17 protein-coding genes are annotated in these 17,524 nt (G+C 69.2%); 9 read left to right on the forward strand and 8 right to left on the reverse strand.

The window, feature by feature from the left end:
* Positions 1–20 precede the first annotated feature (20 nt).
* From JOD31_RS09895 to JOD31_RS09915, 5 genes are all read left to right on the forward strand, one after another.
* A complete protein-coding gene (locus tag JOD31_RS09895) occupies positions 21–1,496 on the forward strand; it encodes a TadA family conjugal transfer-associated ATPase (protein WP_204950155.1) in 1,476 nt (491 codons plus the stop codon).
* A 22-nt stretch (positions 1,497–1,518) separates the two neighbouring features.
* Positions 1,519–2,502 carry a type II secretion system F family protein gene (locus JOD31_RS09900; RefSeq protein ID WP_204950156.1) on the forward strand — a complete coding sequence of 328 codons (984 nt, stop codon included), beginning with the start codon at positions 1,519–1,521 and terminating at the stop codon, positions 2,500–2,502.
* Positions 2,503–2,517: 15 nt separating this feature from the next.
* Positions 2,518–3,492, forward strand: coding sequence for a type II secretion system F family protein (locus JOD31_RS09905; protein ID WP_204950157.1), 975 nt, complete (start codon positions 2,518–2,520; stop codon positions 3,490–3,492).
* Between the two features lie 98 nt (positions 3,493–3,590).
* A complete protein-coding gene (gene metX, locus JOD31_RS09910; RefSeq protein WP_204950158.1) occupies positions 3,591–4,757 on the forward strand; it encodes a homoserine O-acetyltransferase MetX in 1,167 nt (388 codons plus the stop codon).
* A gap of 64 nt (positions 4,758–4,821) precedes the next feature.
* A complete protein-coding gene (locus JOD31_RS09915; protein WP_204950159.1) occupies positions 4,822–5,409 on the forward strand; it encodes a septation protein A in 588 nt (195 codons plus the stop codon).
* Between the two features lie 46 nt (positions 5,410–5,455).
* On the opposite strand, the gene mdoH is transcribed toward JOD31_RS09915, so the two are convergent.
* Positions 5,456–7,384, reverse strand: coding sequence for a glucans biosynthesis glucosyltransferase MdoH (gene mdoH / locus JOD31_RS09920; protein WP_204950160.1), 1,929 nt, complete (start codon positions 7,382–7,384; stop codon positions 5,456–5,458).
* A gap of 121 nt (positions 7,385–7,505) precedes the next feature.
* On the opposite strand from mdoH, the gene JOD31_RS09925 reads away from it, so the two are divergent.
* Genes JOD31_RS09925 through JOD31_RS09940 form a run of 4 tightly spaced genes read left to right on the forward strand, consistent with a single transcriptional unit; the run spans position 7,506 to position 10,815 of the window.
* Positions 7,506–8,510, forward strand: coding sequence for a zinc-dependent alcohol dehydrogenase (locus JOD31_RS09925; protein WP_204950161.1), 1,005 nt, complete (start codon positions 7,506–7,508; stop codon positions 8,508–8,510).
* 22 nt (positions 8,511–8,532) lie between these two features.
* Positions 8,533–8,934, forward strand: a complete 402-nt coding sequence (locus JOD31_RS09930; protein ID WP_204950162.1) for a 6-pyruvoyl trahydropterin synthase family protein — start codon at positions 8,533–8,535, stop codon at positions 8,932–8,934.
* Entirely contained in the window at positions 8,927–9,973 is a 1,047-nt protein-coding gene (locus JOD31_RS09935) for a glycosyltransferase family 4 protein (protein WP_204950163.1), read from the forward strand. Before JOD31_RS09930 ends, JOD31_RS09935 begins: the two co-directional genes overlap by 8 nt.
* Positions 9,970–10,815: a class I SAM-dependent methyltransferase gene (locus JOD31_RS09940; RefSeq protein WP_204950164.1), complete on the forward strand. Its 846-nt coding sequence runs from the start codon at positions 9,970–9,972 to the stop codon at positions 10,813–10,815. The genes JOD31_RS09935 and JOD31_RS09940 overlap by 4 nt, the downstream gene beginning before the upstream one ends.
* Positions 10,816–10,993: 178 nt before the next feature.
* On the opposite strand, the gene JOD31_RS09945 is transcribed toward JOD31_RS09940, so the two are convergent.
* From JOD31_RS09945 to JOD31_RS09975, 7 genes are all read right to left on the reverse strand, one after another.
* A complete protein-coding gene (locus tag JOD31_RS09945; RefSeq protein ID WP_204950165.1) occupies positions 10,994–11,596 on the reverse strand; it encodes a LemA family protein in 603 nt (200 codons plus the stop codon).
* Positions 11,597–11,709: 113 nt separating this feature from the next.
* A complete protein-coding gene (locus JOD31_RS09950; protein ID WP_204950166.1) occupies positions 11,710–11,904 on the reverse strand; it encodes a hypothetical protein in 195 nt (64 codons plus the stop codon).
* An 81-nt stretch (positions 11,905–11,985) separates the two neighbouring features.
* Positions 11,986–12,867 carry a 3-hydroxybutyryl-CoA dehydrogenase gene (locus JOD31_RS09955; protein WP_204950167.1) on the reverse strand — a complete coding sequence of 294 codons (882 nt, stop codon included), beginning with the start codon at positions 12,865–12,867 and terminating at the stop codon, positions 11,986–11,988.
* 148 nt (positions 12,868–13,015) lie between these two features.
* A complete protein-coding gene (locus JOD31_RS09960; RefSeq protein ID WP_204950168.1) occupies positions 13,016–13,957 on the reverse strand; it encodes an electron transfer flavoprotein subunit alpha/FixB family protein in 942 nt (313 codons plus the stop codon).
* 2 nt (positions 13,958–13,959) lie between these two features.
* Positions 13,960–14,709: an electron transfer flavoprotein subunit beta/FixA family protein gene (locus JOD31_RS09965; RefSeq protein ID WP_204950169.1), complete on the reverse strand. Its 750-nt coding sequence runs from the start codon at positions 14,707–14,709 to the stop codon at positions 13,960–13,962.
* A 218-nt stretch (positions 14,710–14,927) separates the two neighbouring features.
* On the reverse strand, positions 14,928–16,358 hold the full coding sequence (gene dnaA / locus JOD31_RS09970) for a chromosomal replication initiator protein DnaA (RefSeq protein WP_204950170.1): 1,431 nt from the start codon (positions 16,356–16,358) through the stop codon (positions 14,928–14,930).
* 109 nt (positions 16,359–16,467) lie between these two features.
* Positions 16,468–16,914, reverse strand: coding sequence for a rhodanese-like domain-containing protein (locus tag JOD31_RS09975; RefSeq protein ID WP_204950171.1), 447 nt, complete (start codon positions 16,912–16,914; stop codon positions 16,468–16,470).
* Between the last annotated feature and the right edge of the window lie 610 nt (positions 16,915–17,524).

A 17,524-nucleotide genomic window follows, 5' to 3' on the forward strand; every position in this document is an offset into this window, starting at 1 on the left:
GGACGGGGAGAAGCGCCACGATGTTCGGAAAACGCGGAACGCCGGCCACGCCGGCCACGACGGCCGGTTTCGCGCGCCGCTCCACGGCCGCGAGCGAGTTCGGCGCGCCGCTGATCACCGTGGCGCCGATCGGCGCCCCTGCGGCGTCGCCGCAGTCCGACCCTCGCCCGGTCGCGCCGCCGCCGATCGACACCCGCCGCAACGACGAGTATTTCCAGACCAAGAGCCGGATCTTCGGCGCCCTGATCGAGGCGATCGACCTCGCGCAGCTCGCCCGCCTCGACACCGAGAGCGCGCGCGAGGAAATCCGCGACATCGTCAACGAGATCATCGCGATCCGGAACGTCGTGATGTCGATCGCCGAGCAGGAGGAGCTGCTCGACGACATCTGCAACGACGTGCTCGGCTACGGCCCGCTCGAGCCGCTGCTCGCGCGGGATGACATTTCCGACATCATGGTCAACGGCGCCGAGCGGACCTACATCGAGGTCGCCGGCAAGGTGCAGCAGACCCCGATCCGCTTCCGGGACAACGCGCAGCTCCTCAACATCTGCCAGCGCATCGTCAGCCAGGTCGGCCGCCGCGTCGACGAGAGCTCGCCGATCTGCGACGCGCGCCTTCCCGACGGCTCGCGCGTCAACGTCATCGTCGCGCCGCTGGCGCTCGACGGCCCGACGCTGACTATCCGCAAGTTCAAGAAGGACAAGCTGACGCTCGACCAGCTGGTCCGGTTCGGCTCGATCAGCCCGGAGGGCGCCGAGATCCTCAAGATCATCGGCCGCGTCCGCTGCAACGTCCTGATCTCCGGCGGCACGGGCTCGGGCAAGACGACGCTGCTCAACTGCCTCACGCGCTACATCGACGAGGACGAGCGCATCATCACCTGCGAGGACGCGGCCGAACTGCAGCTGCAGCAGCCGCACGTCGTGCGCCTCGAGACGCGTCCGCCGAACCTCGAAGGCGAGGGCACGGTGACCATGCGCGACCTGGTCAAGAACTGCCTGCGCATGCGCCCCGAGCGGATCATCGTCGGCGAGGTCCGCGGACCGGAGGCCTTCGACCTGCTCCAGGCGATGAACACCGGCCACGACGGCTCGATGGGCACGCTGCACGCGAACTCGCCGCGCGAGGCCCTGTCCCGTCTGGAGTCGATGATCACGATGGGCGGCTTCACCCTGCCGTCGAAGACCATCAAGGAGATGGTCTGCACCTCGGTCGACGTCATCGTGCAGGCGTCGCGCCTGCGCGACGGCTCCCGCCGCATCACCCACATCACCGAGGTGATGGGGATGGAGGGCGACGTCGTCATCACCCAGGACATCTTCCTCTACGACATCCTCGGGGAGGACGCGAACAAGCGCCTGATCGGACGCCACCGCTCGACGGGCATCGGCCGCCCCCGCTTCTGGGAGCGGGCCCGCTACTTCGGCGAGGAGAACCGGCTCGCGGCCGCGCTCGACGCCGCGGAGAGCAACAACGAAAGCCGCGTCGCGTGACCCCGGCGAGCGGAGACCGCGCATGATCGACATGGACCGGCTTCCCGTCATCCTGCTCGCGACCGTCGCGGCCGGCGGCGCGGCCTATGCGCTGCTCTACCCGTTGCTGTCCGGCGAAAAGCGCGTGGAGGAGCGGAAAAAGCTCGCCGGCGTGGGCCTCGATCGCCGACGCGTGGTCACCCAGGCGACGCAGGAGACCCTGAGGCGCGGGCATGTCGCCGACAGCCTGAAGGCGCTCGACGAGCGGCAGAAGCGCATCAACCGCCCGTCGCTCAGCATGCGGATCGAACAGGCCGGGCTGAGCTGGTCGAAAGACCGATTCTACGCGATCAGCGCGGCCGTCGCGGCCGCCCTCGGCTTCGCCGCGCTCGTCCTGAGCGGCGACATGCGCATCAGCCTGCTCGCGGCGTTCGTCGGCGGCCTCGGCCTGCCGCGCTGGGCGCTCGCCTTCCTGCGGAAGCGCCGCATCGCCCGATTCCTCAACGAGCTTCCGAACGCCGTGGAAGTCATCCTCCGCGGCCTCAAGGCCGGTCTTCCACTCGGCGACTGCATCCGCATCGTCGCCAATGAGACCCAGGAGCCGGTGAAGTCGGAGTTCCGCACGATCGTAGAGGAGCAGGCCATCGGCATTCCGCTCGCCGAAGCGGTCGCCAAGCTCTACGAGCGGATGCCGGTGACCGAGGCGAACTTCCTCGGCATCGTCATCGCGATCCAGTCCAAGGCCGGCGGCAGCCTGTCCGACGCCCTCGGCAACCTCGCCCGGGTGCTGCGCGACCGCAAGAAGATGAAGGCGAAGATCCAGGCGATGAGCATGGAGGCCAAGGCTTCGGCCGCCATCATCGGCTCGCTTCCGATCCTCACGATCGCGATCATCTCGGTGACAAGTCCCGACTACATGTCGCTGATGTGGACGACGGACCTCGGCCGCGTCCTCCTCGTCGGCGGCGGATGTCTGATGCTGACGGGCGTGCTGGTCATGAAGAAGATGATCAGCTTCGACTTCTAAAGACGGGAACGTCGCGTGATCGACCAGATCTTTCGCACCATCAACGATCCGCACGCCATGGCGATGCTGCTCGCCGCGATCGCGGCCGTCGCGACCGTCGTGACCTTCGCCATGCCGCTGCTGGCGGGCGATCAGCTCGAGAAGCGCATGAAGTCGGTCGCGATCGAGCGGTCGCGCATTCGCGCCCGCGAGCGCGAGCGGCTCGCGCGCAACGACCGGAGAGGCCTGAAGCGCGAGCCCAAGGCCTACATGCAGAACATCGTCAGCCAGTTCAATCTGGCCAAGCATCTCGGCACCGCCGACGCCAAGGAGCGCCTGCTGATGGCGGGCTACCGCGGGCCGGGAGCCATGACGGCGTTTCTGTTTTTCCGGCTCGTCGCGCCGCTCGCCTTCATGGCGGTTTCGCTCAGCTACCTCTTCCTGATCAACGATTTCGGCAAGCCGCCGCTCATGCGGTTCGCCGCCGTAGTGTTCGCCACCTACCTCGGCATCAAGGCTCCGGAGCTGTTCCTCCGGAACCAGACGCAGAAGAGGCAGCTCTCGATGAAGCGCGCGTTTCCCGACGCGCTCGATCTGATGCTGATCTGCGTCGAGGCCGGCATGTCGGTCGAGGCCGCCTTCCGCAAGGTCGCGGACGAGATCGGCTCCCAATCGATCCCCCTCGCCGAAGAGCTGACGCTCACCATGGCGGAGATGTCCTACCTGCAGGACCGCCGCCTGGCCTATGAGAACTTCGGCATGCGCACCGGGCTGGAATCGGTGAAGTCGGTGGCGACCGCGCTGATCCAGGCCGACAAGTACGGTACGCCCGTGAGCCAGGCGCTGCGCGTGCTCGGGCAGGAAAGCCGCGACATGCGGATGGCGGACGCCGAGAAGAAGGCCGCCGCCCTGCCCCCGAAGCTGACGGTGCCAATGATCGTGTTCTTCCTGCCGGTGATCTTCATCGTGATCCTCGGCCCGGCCGTCATCCAGGTGATGGCCGTCAAATAGCGTTCGGCGACGCGGCCATTGACACGAGGCGGCGTCGGCGCTTCACCTCGCCGCCGGACAAAACGCCTACGCCTCGAGAGGATCGCTTGGGCGGAATCATGGAGCGGACGACGAACGAGGCGGCGCGGTCGGAAGCCGACGCGCCCCATAGCCTCGTCGCGCGCATCGCCTCTCCCCTGACGCTCGAGTCCGGCAAGGCGCTGGCGCCGCTCAACATCGCCTACCAGACCTACGGCGAACTGAACGCCGACCGGTCCAACGCCGTGCTCGTCTGCCATGCGCTGACGGGCGACCAGCACGTCGCCAACGCGCATCCCGTCACGGGCAAGCCCGGCTGGTGGTCGACCATGGTCGGCCCCGGCCGGCCGGTCGACACCGATCGCTTCTTCGTCATCTGCTCGAACGTCGTCGGCGGCTGCCTCGGCACCACCGGCCCGGCCTCGACCAACCCGGCGACCGGCGAGCCCTACGGCCTCGACCTCCCGCTCGTCACGATCCGCGACATGGTGGCGGCTCAGGCCATGCTGATCGACCATCTCGGAATTCCCGACCTGTTCGCCGTGGTCGGCGGCTCCATGGGCGGCATGCAGGTGCTGGAATGGGCCGCGAGCTATCCCGACCGGGTGTTCGCCGCGCTGCCGATCGCGACCGCGGCCAAGCATTCGGCCCAGAACATCGCCTTCCACGAGGTCGGCCGACAGGCCATCACCGCCGATCCCGACTGGCGGAACGGGCGCTACCTGATGGAGGGCGCGGTTCCCCGCAAGGGGCTCGCGGTCGCGCGCATGGCCGCGCACATCACCTATCTGTCGGAGCCCGCGCTCCAGACCAAGTTCGGCCGCAATCTGCAGGACCGCGACGCGCGGACCTTCGGCTTCGACGCCGATTTCCAGATCGAGAGCTACCTCCGCCACCAGGGCGCGAGCTTCGTCGAGCGCTTCGACGCCAACAGCTACCTCTACGTCACGCGCGCCATGGACTATTTCGACCTGGCGGCCGACCACGGCGGCGTGCTTGCGAAAGCGTTCCAGGGCACCCGGACCCGGTTTTGCGTCGCTTCCTTCACGTCGGACTGGCTGTTTCCGACCGAAGGCGCGCGCCAGATCGTGCATGCGCTGAACGCCGCGGCGGCGAACGTCAGCTTCGTGGAGATCGCGACCGACAAGGGCCACGACGCCTTCCTGCTCGACGTGCCGGAGCTGTTCGCGACCACGTGGGGCTTCATCGACGCCGCCGCGAAGGTGCGTGGGCTGCCGTCTCCTTAAAACGCAGACGGAAGGCGTTTCTTTCGCCTTGATCCCGCCGCGGGGCGGAGGCAGAGCTTGAGCCATGACGACGCAACCGCCGAAATCGGCCCCCAAGGCCGTCAATCCCTTCCTTAAGCTCGGGCTCGAGCTCGGGCCGCTCGTGGTGTTCTTCATCGCGAACAACCGGACCGACCTGTTCACCGCCACCGCCGCCTTCATGGTCGCGACGGTCGTGTCTCTGGTCCTGTCATGGACGCTGATGCGCCGGCTGCCGATCATGCCGCTGGTGTCGGGCGCCGTGGTGCTGATCTTCGGCGGGCTGACGCTCTTCCTCCAGGACGAGCTGTTCATCAAGCTGAAGCCGACGATCGTGAACCTGCTGTTCGCCGGCGCGCTGTTTGCAGGTCTCGCCATGGGCAAGCCGCTGCTCGCCATCGTGTTCGATCAGGCCTTCCGCCTGACGCACGAGGGCTGGACCAAGCTGACCTGGCGCTGGGCGTTCTTCTTCGTGGTCCTCGCGGTGATCAACGAGGTGGTGTGGCGGACCCAGACGACGGATTTCTGGGTGGCCTTCAAGGTCTGGGGCGTCATGCCGCTGACCATGGTCTTCGCCGTCGCCCAGACGCCGCTGCTCCAGCGCTACGCCACGACCGACGCGCCGGCGGAATAAAAAAGGGCGCCGCAAACGACGCCCTTTTCGTCTCGATCAGCAGCCCTCAGCCCGCCGCCTTCTCCGCAGCGCGGAGCGCCGCCGCTTCGCCGCCGTCCAGGCGGAATGGCGACATCGGGAGAGCGTAGCGCGCGGCGACGAGGTCGTCGCTGACGGCGCGCACCTCCAACGGCGGGCGCACCTCCTCCGGCGTCGCGCCGAGGCCCGCGCGGGCGGTGAGCGCGCCGAGCGTCTCCGTCGAGGTTAGCACCGTGAAGGGAATGGCCAGCAGGAAGCTCGCGAGAACCGGCGCCGCCCAGAACAGCACGTAGGGGGCGGAGACGGCGAAGGCGACGGTGAGCGCCGCGCCGAACAGGGTGGCCGGCCAGAGCTTGCGCGTCGCCTCGCCCCAGCCGATGCGGTGAGCGTCGCGGTCCTGCGCCTCCCAGCCGACCGACTTGCCGAAGACGAACAGCACGAACAGGAAGGTCGTGACCGAGAAGCTGATGAGCGGCGCCAGAAGGAAGCCGAACAGCACCTCGGCCAGCGCGCCGAGAGTGAAGAGCTGCGGCCCGCCGTAGCGGTCCATCTCGTTCCGCTGCAGCGCCACGTCGAGGTAGCCCATCAGCTTCGGCGTGAAGGTGATGGTCAGCATCGTCATGAGCAGGCCGATGGAGAGCCCGACGGGGAAGGAGCCGGGCGGGTCGAGCTCGCCGATGACGGACGGCGGCATGAAGGCCTGCGCCGCGCCGGCGATCATGAAGCCGATCCAGGCGGGCGCGCCGACATACATCAGGATCGCGAGCAGCAGCTGCACCCGGCTGATGAGCTTGAGGCCGGGCATGCCGAGCAGCTTCACGTACTGCATGTTGCCCTGGCACCAGCGCAGGTTGCGCCGCATGAACTCCGGCAGCGACGGCGGGTTGTCCTCCCACGAGCCGCCTTCTTCCGGCAGCACGCAGACCTCGTAACCGGCGCGTCGGACCAGCACCGCCTCGACCTGGTCGTGGCTGAGGATGACCCCGCCGAGCGGGGGCTTGCCCGACAGCGTCGGCAGTTCGGCGTGATCGCGGAAGGGCGCCACGCGGATCGCGGCGTTGTGGCCCCAGTACGGCCCGCAGTCGCCGCTCCACCAGGCCGCGCCCATGGTGTAGCTGCGCATGCCGGCGCGCATGCCGAACTGGAAGATGCGCGCGAAGGCCGTGCGGGCGGGAAGCCCGACCACGAGGCTCTGCAGGATGCCGAGCTTCGGATTCGCCTGCATGACGCGGACGAGGCGCAGGATGGTCTCGCCGGACATCACGCTGTCGGCGTCGAGCGTGATCATCAGCTCGTAGTCGTCGCCGCGCTCCAGCAGGAACTCGCGGATGTTGCCCGCCTTGAAGCCGGCGTTGACGGCGCGGCGGCGGTAGACGACGCGGTCCGGGTCCGCGAGGCGCGCGCGCCAGGTCTCGATCGTCGCGCGCTCCTCGGCCGCCAGGTCGTCCTGCGTCGAGTCGCTCAGGATGAAGAGGTCGAACGCCCGGCCCTCGCGGGTGGCGTCGACGCTGCGCAGGATGGCGTCGAGGCGCCGCACGACGCGCTCGGGATTCTCATGGCGGATGCACATGACGATCGCGGTGCGCGCCGTGATCGGATCGGTCGCGCCGGCGTAGGCCGCGCAGGGGGTCACGATGTCGAGCGGGTCGCGCGCGAGGCGCAGCAGCAGCAGGCCGATCACCCCGTTCCAGAATCCGATCACGATCCACGGCAGCGAGACGACGAAGCAGACGTACATGACCATCTCGGGGATCGACCAGCCGTCGACCGCCATCACCGTCCAGAAGGCCCAGCTGAGCCCCACCATCGTGCCCAGCACGAGACCCGCCATCGTCAGCCGTCGGGCGGCGAGCGCGGCGGTCGACTGGGCGCCGGTCGGCGTGGTCCCCCGGAACAGGCCCCGCAGCCAGGAGGGACGGGAGGCGGCGACCGGGGAGCTGTCGATCGTGGAACTCATCTGACGCTTTCGATGGCGAGGACGCGGCGGCGGGCTGGTCGTTCGCGCGCAGCCGGATATAACCTCCGTCGCGGGCGAGCGTCCGCATCCTCTGGAACGAACTGGCGGGCAATTAGGGTCGATGCGGCGAGCCGACAACTCCCCCGCCGCGGACCGGCCGAGAGCGCTGTGGTATCTCGGCGACAGCCGGATCGAGATTCGCGAAGCCGCAGCGCCGCCTCCCCCGCGTAGCGGAGAGGCGCTGGTGCGCGCAAGCTTCTCCGGCGTCAGCCGCGGCACCGAGCGACTGGTTTTCCAGGGCCGCGTGCCCGAAAGCGAATGGGAGAGGATGCGCGCCCCGCGCCAGGAGGGCGGCTTTCCCGGTCCGGTGAAGTACGGCTACTGCGCGGTCGGGGCGGTGCTCGAGGGCCCGTCGGACCTGATCGGCCGGGCGGTGTTTTGCCTGAACCCCCACGAAAGTCTGTTCCTCGCGCCGGTCGGGATGCTCACGCCCTTGCCCGCCGCGCTGCCGCCGAAGCGCGCGACCTTGGCGGCCAACATGGAGACGGCGCTGAACGCCCTCTGGGATTCCGGCGCGGGCCCCTGCGACCGGATCGTGGTGGTGGGCGCAGGCGTGGTCGGCCTGCTGGTCGCCGCCCTCGCCGCGCGGCTGCCGGGGGCCGAGGTCACGGCGGTGGACGTCGACCCCAGGCGCCGGCCCGTCGCGGAGGCGCTCGGAGCCCGATTTGCGACGCCGAACGACGCGCCGGGCGAGGCCGACGTCGTGCTCCACGCCAGCGCGACCGCCGCCGGCCTCAACCTCGCGCTGTCGCTCGCCGGCGACGAGGCGACCGTGGTGGAGATGAGCTGGCACGGCGCGGGCGAGACGCCGGTCGCGCTCGGCGGCGCATTCCATGTGCGGCGGCTGAAGCTGGTCTCCTCGCAGGTGGGTCAGGTCTCGCCGGGGCGGCGGCCGCGCTGGAGCCACGCGCGCCGGCTGGCTGCGGCGTTGGAGCTGCTTGCGCACGATGAGCGGTTCGACCTCCTGATCGGCCGCGAGATCGCGTTCGAGGACGCGCCCCGGCTGCTGCCGGACATCTTCGCGCCCGGCGCGGACGCCCTCGGCGTCGCGCTGGCTTACGCCTGACCCCGCTTCTGGAGCGCCCCGCATGTACGCCGTCGAAGTCCGCGACCACATCATGATCGCCCACAGCCTGAAGGGCGAGACCTTCGGCCCCGCCCAGGCGCTGCACGGGGCGACCTTCGTGGTCGACGTCGCCTTCTTCCGCGAGGAGCTCGACGCCGACGACATCGTGGTCGACATCGGCCGGGCGACGGACGCGCTGAAGGCCGCGCTCGCGCCGATCAACTACGCCAACCTCGACGAAACGCTGCCGGGCAAGCGCACCACCACGGAGTTTCTGGCGAAGCACATCTTCGACGCCATGGCGGAGGCTGCGCGGACCGGCGCGCTCGGGCCGAACGCCGCCGGCCTGACCCGTATCCGCGTCACGCTGAACGAGAGCCACGTGGCCCGCGCCTGGTACGAAGGCGCGCTCGGCCATGGCTGACATCGTCCTCGCGGTTCCGGGCGATCTGCAGATCCGCACCGGCGGTTACGTCTACGACTCCCATGTGCTGGCGGAACTCGCCGGTCGGCGGCGGGGCGCGGTCGCGCTCGGCCTGCCGGCTGCGCTTCCCTTCGGCACGGACGGCGATCTCACGGAGGCCCTGCGCCGCCTGGCGGCCGTGCCGAAGGAGTCGGCGCTGTTCGTGGACGGGCTCGCCTACGCCGTGCTGCCGCCGGAACGCATCCGCGCGCTCGGCCGGCCGGTGATCGCGCTCTGTCACCACCCGCTGGCGCTCGAGGGCAATCTGGCGTTCAACGTCGCGGCCCGGCTCGAAGCGTCCGAGCGCGCTGCGCTGACCGCCGTGGCCCATGTCGTCGCGACCAGCGAGACCACAGCCGCGACCCTGCGCGAGCGCTTCGGCGTCTCGCCCGAGAGACTTTCGGTCGCCGAGCCCGGCGTCGCCCCAGCGGAGCGCGCGCGCGGAGCGGACAACGGGCCGCCGACGCTGCTCACGGTCGCGACCGTCACCCCCCGCAAGAACCACATCGCCGTCGCCCGCGCGCTCGCGCGCATGACCGATCTCGACTGGCGTTGGCGGATCGCCGGGAGCGTCGCGCGGGACGCCGCGACGGTCGAGGCGCTGACGGCCGAGATCGCGGCCGCCGGGATCGGCCACCGCGTCGAGCTGCTGGGCGAGCTGTCGCATGAGGCGATCGAGCAGGAGTACGCGGGCGCGGACGTCTTCGTGCTGGCCTCGCGCTACGAGGGCTACGGCATGGCCTACACCGAAGCGCTGGCGCGCGGCCTGCCGGTGATCGCCGGCCGCGGCGGGGCCTCGGAGACGACCGTGCCGGCGGACGCCGGCGCGATCGTCGATCCCGAGGACGTGGCGGGCCTCGAGGCCGCGCTCCGCCGGCTCGTCGGCGACGCCGATGCGCGCGGGGCCGCCGCCGACGCGGCCTGGGCCCATGCCGAGCGCCTGCCGCGCTGGTCGGATACGGCGGACGTGTTCGAGCGCGTCGCGGCGCTCGTGCGATGAGCGGCTTCGATCCCGCCTGGCTCGACCTGCGCGAGCCCGCCGACCATGCCGCCCGCTCGGCCGAGGTTCTGGCGGCCGTCGCCTCGGATTTCGCTGGCTCGGAGGAGGTCGTCGTCGCCGATCTCGGCTGCGGATCCGGCTCGACGCTGCGCGCGGTCGCGCCACATCTGGGGCCGCGGCAGCGCTGGCGGCTGATCGATCACGACCCCGCCCTGCTGGCGCACGCCCGCGCCCGGCTGTCCGCCTGGGCGGACGCGGCGACGGACGACGGCGGCGTGCTGCGCCTGGTCCGTGAGGGACAGGAGATCGCGGTCGAGACCTTCGCTCTCGATCTCTCCACCGACCCGCTGCCGGAGGCCGCGCGCTCCGCCGACCTCGTCACGGCGTCCGCCCTGTTCGATCTGGTCGGCGAGGACTGGCTCCGAGGGTTCGTCGACGCGCTGGCTGCGGCGCGACGGCCGCTCTACGCCGCGCTGAGCTATGACGGCGCAACGCGGTTCACGCCCGCGCATCCGAGCGACCTCGCCGTCGTCGCGGCCTTCAATCGCCACCAGCAGACCGACAAGGGTTTCGGGCCGGGGCTCGGGCCCGCCGCCGCCGAGACGCTGACGCGGCTTTTGCAGGCGCAGGGGCGGCAAACCGTGGCCGCGGCGAGCCCGTGGCGGCTCGGCTGGGCCGAGACCGAGCTCACGAGTGAGCTTGTGGCGGGCATGGCCCGCGCGGTCGCCGAACGTCCCGACGCGCCGGCCGGCCTCGATGGATGGCTCGCGTTCCGGACCGAGTTCGCGGGCGTCCGCGCTGAGGTCGGACACCTCGACCTCTACGCACGGCCGCCTCGGTGAGGGCGATCAGCGAAGTCGCCGGGCGGCGGCCGTGTGAGGCTCTCAGACAAAAGCCTGATCGTTGAAGTTGGAGCGCCTACAGTCCCGAAAGTTCACCGTCGCCGAGCCGCGCTCTCTCCCCTCCCCCTTGCGGGGAGGGGGACAAAAGTGGGCGCGTCTGTTTGAAACGATCAGCCGCTCAGAACGACACCTTCGGCGGCGCCTGGTTTTCCGGCGTCGCGGTGAAGGCCGCCATGGGCTTGGCGTCGGGATAGAGCCAGCCGGCGATCCAGCGGCCGGGCACGGTGCGCAACTCGGTGTTGTAGGCCTGGACGGACTCGATGTAGTCGCGCCGCGCGACGGCGATGCGGTTCTCGGTGCCTTCAAGCTGGGATTGCAGCGCGAGGAAGTTCTGGTTGGATTTGAGGTCGGGGTAGCGCTCGGACACCGCGAGCAGCCGGCCGAGGGCGCCCGACAGCTGGGCCTGCGCGTCCTGGAAGGCTTTCACGGCCGCGGGATCGGTGAGCTTGCTGGCGTCGATCGTGACCTGCGTCGCCTTGGCGCGCGCCTCGACGACCGCGGTCAGCACCTCCTGCTCCTGCCGCGCGAAACCCTTCACTGTCTCCACGAGATTGGGAATCAGATCGGCGCGGCGCTGGTACTGGTTCTGCACCTCGCTCCAGCTGGCCTTGGCCTTCTCCTCGAGCGTCGGCACATTGTTCACGCCGCAGCCGACGAGCGTGACGGCGAGCGCGAGAACGGCGGCGGCGCGGCCGATGGCGGCGACAAGCGTGCGGGCCATCGCGGGCTCCTTCGAATGTGGGTCCTGCGAGCACGAAGTCGCGACGGCGCGGCCCGAGTCAAGCCGGCGTACGACGGCGAACGCCGAGGAGGTGTTTGGGTATGGATCGATGGTCAGGCGGAAACGTCGAGCGTCGTTCCCACGCCGGCTTCGGTCAGCGCCTTGCTGTCTGCGGCCGTCTGCGCGACGAGGTCGGCCATCGCCTGCTGCTGCTCGTTCGCGATCTTGAGCGCGGCAACGGTGAAGCCGTCCCGGGTCTGCTGCGCCTGAGTGGCCACGGCGCCCGCCGCTAGCGAACCGATGTCCATGGGCGATCTCCCCGCATGGTGCAAAAATCCACCATGGCGGAGCGGCTTTAACGAGCGATTAAACCGCCCGGGACAGATCGGTCAGCGCGTCGGGACCGGGTGTTCGCCGCGGTAGTCGTAGAAGCCGCGCTGGGTCTTGCGGCCGAGCCAGCCCGCTTCGACGTACTTCACAAGCAGCGGGCACGGGCGGTACTTCGAGTCCGCCAGGCCCTCGTAGAGCACCTGCATGATGGACAGGCAGGTGTCGAGGCCGATGAAGTCCGCGAGCTGCAGCGGCCCCATGGGGTGGTTGGCGCCGAGCTTCATGGCGGTGTCGATGGCGTCGACCGAGCCCACGCCCTCGTACAGCGTGTAGATCGCCTCGTTGATCATCGGCAGCAGGATGCGGTTGACCATGAAGGCGGGGAAGTCCTCGGAGACCGCGACGGTCTTACCGAGCCGGTCGATCAGCGCCTTGGAGCTTTCGAAGGTCTCGTCTTCGGTGGCGATGCCGCGGATCAGCTCCACGAGCTGCATCAACGGCACCGGATTCATGAAATGAATGCCGATGAACCGCTCCGGCCGATCGGTCGAGGCGGCGAGCCGCGTGATCGAGATCGACGAGGTGTTGCTCGCCACCATCGTGCCCGGCTGCAGCTGCGGGCAGAGCTCCGAAAAGATCTTGCGCTTGACCTGCTCGTCCTCGGTCGCGGCTTCGATCACGAGATCGCAGTCGGCGAGGCCGGCGTAGCTGTCGACCGGCCGGATGCGCGACAGGCCCTCGGTCCGCTCGGTCTCCGCGATGGCGCCCTTGGCGACCTGGCGCTGCATGTTGCCGTCGATGCGGCCGATCGCGGCCGCCAGCCGGTCGGACGAGATGTCGTTGAAGGCGACGTCCAGTCCGGCGAGCGCGCAGACGTGAGCGATGCCGCTGCCCATCTGGCCTGCGCCGATCACGCCGATCTTGCGAATGTCCACCGCCATCGAACCTGCCTGGCCAGTCTGCTGCGCCGCCGCCCCGGGAGAGGCACTGTCGCGGCGGACTATAATTGGTGCGCCGCACAATGCCAGCGCCGCACGCTCATTTTAAGCAGAATGGCGCGCCGGCGACCATCGCCTGCGCGCCAAAGCGTCATTTCGACTTGGCGAGTTCCGCCTGAAGCTCCGGCGCCGCGACGAACAGGTCCGCGACGAGGCCGTAGTCCGCGACCTGGAAGATTGGCGCCTCGTCGTCCTTGTTGATCGCGACGATGACCTTCGAGTCCTTCATGCCGGCGAGATGCTGGATCGCGCCGGAGATGCCGAGGGCGACGTAGAGGTCCGGCGCCACGATCTTGCCGGTCTGTCCGACCTGCTGGTCGTTCGGGGCGTAGCCGGCGTCGACCGCGGCGCGGCTCGCGCCGATCGCGGCCCCGAAGGCGTCGGCCAGCGGCTCGATCACCTGCTCGAACTTCTCCTTGGAGCCAAGCGCGCGGCCGCCGGAGACGATGATCTTGGCGGAGCCGAGCTCCGGTCGGTCGGACTGGGTGAGGTCCTCGCCGACGAAGCTCGACAGCGCCGGGTCGGAGGCCGCGGCGACATCCTCGATCGCGGCGGAGCCGCCCTCGCCGGTCGCGGCGAAGGCCGCCGTGCGCACCGTGATGACCTTCTTCGGGTCCGAGCTCGTCACCGTCTGCAGCGCGTTGCCGGCGTAGATCGGCCGCTCGAAGGTGTCCGGGCTTTCGACCTTCACGATGTCGGAGATCTGCATGACGTCGAGCTTGGCGGCGACGCGGGGCAGCACGTTCTTGCCCGTGGTGGACGACGAGGCGACCAGCGCGTCGTAGTTCGCCATCAGGCCGACGATGAGCTCCGCGAAGGGCTCGGCCAGGCCGTGGGCGTAGATCTCGGCGCTCGCGACGAGCACCTTCTCGACGCCGTCGAGCTTGGCCGCGGCTTCGGCCGCGCCCTTCGGCGACTGGCCGGCGACGAGCACGTGCACCGGAGCGCCAAGCGCCTTGGCGGCGGTGAGCGCCTTGGCCGTGGCGTCGCCGAGGCTGTCTTCGTGGTGGTCGGCGAGAAGCAGGGTCGCCATGATCAGATCACTCCCGCTTCGGTCTTGAGCTTCTGGACGAGCTCCGCGACGGAGCCGACCTTCACGCCAGCCTGACGCTTCGGCGGCTCGGAGGTCTTCAGCACCTGGAGTCGCGGCGCGACGTCGACGCCGAGATCGGCCGCCGACGTCTCGTCGATCGGCTTCTTCTTCGCCTTCATGATGTTCGGCAGCGAGGCGTAGCGCGGCTCGTTGAGGCGCAGGTCCGTCGTCACGATCGCCGGAAGCTTCAGCTTCACCGTCTGGAGGCCGCCGTCGACCTCCCGGGTGACGGAGACGCCGTCGGCGTCGGGGGCGACCTTGGAGGCGAAGGTGCCCTGGGGCCAGCCGAGCAGCGCGGCCAGCATCTGGCCGGTCTGGTTGCAGTCGTCGTCGATGGCCTGCTTGCCCATGATCACAAGGCCGGGCTGCTCCTTCTCGACGAGCTTGACCAGGATCTTCGCGACGGCGAGCGGCTCGACCGGGCCGTCGACCTTCACGAGGATGCCGCGGTCGCCGCCCATGGCGAGGCCGGTGCGGATCGTCTCGGCGGCCTGAGCGGGTCCGATCGACACCACCACGACCTCGGTCGCGGTCCCGGCTTCCTTGAGGCGAAGCGCTTCCTCGACCGCGATCTCGTCGAAGGGGTTCATCGACATCTTGACGTTGGCGAGCTCGACGCCCGACCCATCCGGTTTCACCCGGATCTTCACGTTGTAGTCGACCACTCTCTTGACGGGAACGAGAACCTTCATCGCGGCGGTCACCTCAAGGGTTCGCCGCGGGCCCGGGCGATCGCCTCGGGCCGAGCGGCGCGGCAGGACTTGGCGCGCCGGCAGGCAGATCCGGTCGCGAGCGGGGCGGACAGTAGGGTTGCCGCAGGTGCGAAGTCAACGCTCGCAGGGGCCGCTCGCGCCCTTCAAAAGTCTAGGGGCGGACCCCTGCGCCGCATGGGCTCCGGACCCGCTCCCGGTCACTCCAGGAGCATGCGCCGGATCAGTTCGATCTCGTCGGAGAGGGTCTGGTCGCGCTTCGCCAGATCGTCGATCTTGCGCACCGCGTGCAGCACCGTGGTGTGGTCCCGCCCCCCGAAGCGGCGGCCGATCTCGGGAAGCGACCGCAGGGTCATCTGCTTCGACAGATACATCGCCACCTGGCGCGGGCGGACCACCGTCTGGGTGCGGCGGGACGACAGCACGTCCGCGCGGCTGACGTTGTAGTGCTTGGCGACGATGCGCTGAATGTCCTCGATCTTGACGCGTTTCGGCTCGACCTGGCGCACGAGGTCGCGCAGCGCCGTCTCCGCCATCTCGACCGTAATCGGCGCGCCCGTCAGCGTGTTGTGCGCAAGCAGGCGGTTCACCGCGCCGTCGAGATCGCGGCCGTTCGCCGTGATGATCTTCGCCACATAGGCGATCACCTCGGACGGCACGTCGAACTTCGCGTGCACGGCGCGGGCGGCGGCGACGCGCTCCACCAGGATCTTGGCGCGCAGCTCCTCGTCGAGCGAGCCCATCTCGAGCGTCAGGCCGCCGGCGAGACGCGAGCGCAGCCGCTCGTCGACGCCCTCGAGTTCGGACGGCGCGCGGTCGGCGGCGACGATCACCTGCTGGCGCCCGTCGAGCAGCGCGTTCAGCGTGTGGCCGAACTCCTGCTGCACCACCTTGCCCTGCAGGAACTGCAGGTCGTCGATCACCAGCAGGTCGATCGCCCGCAGCTTCTCCTTGAAGGCGAGCGCGGTCTGGCCCTTCAGCGACGCCACGAAGTCGAACATGAACTTCTCGGCGGTGAGGTACATGACGCGCCGGCCGGAGGCCTCGACGGCGTGCGCCGTCGCCTGCAGCAGGTGGGTCTTCCCGAGCCCGACGGCGGCGTGGATCACCAGCGGGTTGAAAGTCACGGGGTCGCCGGCCTTGGCGTTCGCCACCTGAAGCGCCGCCGCGTAGGCGAGCTGGTTGGCGCGGCCGACGAGGAAGGTGTCGAAGGTCAGCCGCCGGTCGAGCGGCGAGCCGGGAAGGCGCTGATGGTCAGACGTACGGTTGGAGCCGGAATGCGACGCAGGGGCCGCCCCCGCCTGGGCGGCGCGGTCCAGGAAGGGCTCGCGCGGGGCGGGCGACGTCACCACGTCGCCGCCGTTGGTCGCAAGCTTCGGCGCCGCGACCCGCAGGCCGAGAGCGATGCGGGTGACGTCCGAGCGCTCCTCGCCGAACACCGCCGCGATGCGATCGGCGTAGTGCGACTGGATCCAGCTCTTGAGGAAGCGCGTCGGCACCGTCAGGTGCGCCACGCCGTCCTCGATCCGGTCGAGCACCAGACGCGCGAACCAGCTGGCGTAGACGTCGTCCCCGAATTCGGCGCGCAGCCTTTCGCTGGCCTTCCGCCACGCGGCCTCCCCCTCGGTCATCTCGCCGGCCGCCGGAGTCGCGGGGAAAAGTCGTTCGGGTTGCGCTGAAGGCATAGGGACCACTCCGGGGAAAGCTGATGCGGCGGTCGAAAGGATGGGCGGAGACGGATCAGCTCTGGATCCAGGGAAGGCCTTCGGCCTTCCAGCCCGCGGCGGCGCCGCGGTGGCGGTCCTGATCGAGGGGACCCTCGAAGCCGCCGGCCACATTGTAGCAGCGGGTCCAGCCCGCCGCGGCCATCGCGGCCGCCGCAGCCTGGCTCCGCGCGCCGCTGCGGCAGAGAAAGAACACGGGAGCGTCCTTGGTCGCGCCGGCCGCGGCGAGCGCGCCTTCGACCTTCGCGGGGAAATCGGGCTCGACCTGCATGGTCGGGAACGTCTGCCACTCCTGAAGCACCGCGCGCTTCGACAGCGGCGAGAGATCGGGAACGCCGACGAAGGTCCACTCGACGCTGGTGCGCACATCCACCATCGCCGCCGCCCCGTCGCTCTCGAGCGCCGCCCAAGCCTCGGTGGGCGTCACGTCGCCAGCGTAGGGATGCCCTTTCGTCTGAGACATAGACTAGCCTTCGCCGGGCTCGCCCGACGCTCCCATTTGACGTTGTCACGACTCGCCGCACAGCGAGGCTCCCTAGTCGGGAACGTCTCGCCGGCTCACGGCTTTAAATATCCTGGAACACTAACTCAGGTGATAAGCAGCCAGCGCACACAAAAAATACTTTGGAGGACTGGAGGTTATCTCCGGATGATCCGCTTTTATGTTTCTGTGGAAGAAAGATATTTGCGGCGTCTCCATGGGGTCAGACGATACACAGCGGCCTAAAACGGCGCAATGCCGACTCCCAAACGAATCGATTCATATCGCCGCAGCGCCTTACGGCCGAGACGCCTCCAAATCCGCAAAACCTTGGGTAGCCAGCAAAATCGCTGCGCGGCGGGAGGTCGTCCAAAAACGACTCCGGCGAGTCGAATCTTGGTCTTCGCCCCTGTGCGACTCCCCCATGACGGGGCGGATTCCGGGTCCCCCCTGGGGTCCTGCTTCTAAGGCATTGAAATACATCTATTTTTCGTGCTCGCCTACGGCGGATGGACTCTATCTGTTGCGAATCCTTCACAAATCCGAGTCAAGCGCTGAATTCCGGCAGCCGCACGTTCACGGAGCCCGTCGC

The organism is Methylopila capsulata (genome assembly GCF_016907975.1).
GTDB classification, from domain to species: domain Bacteria; phylum Pseudomonadota; class Alphaproteobacteria; order Rhizobiales; family Methylopilaceae; genus Methylopila; species Methylopila capsulata.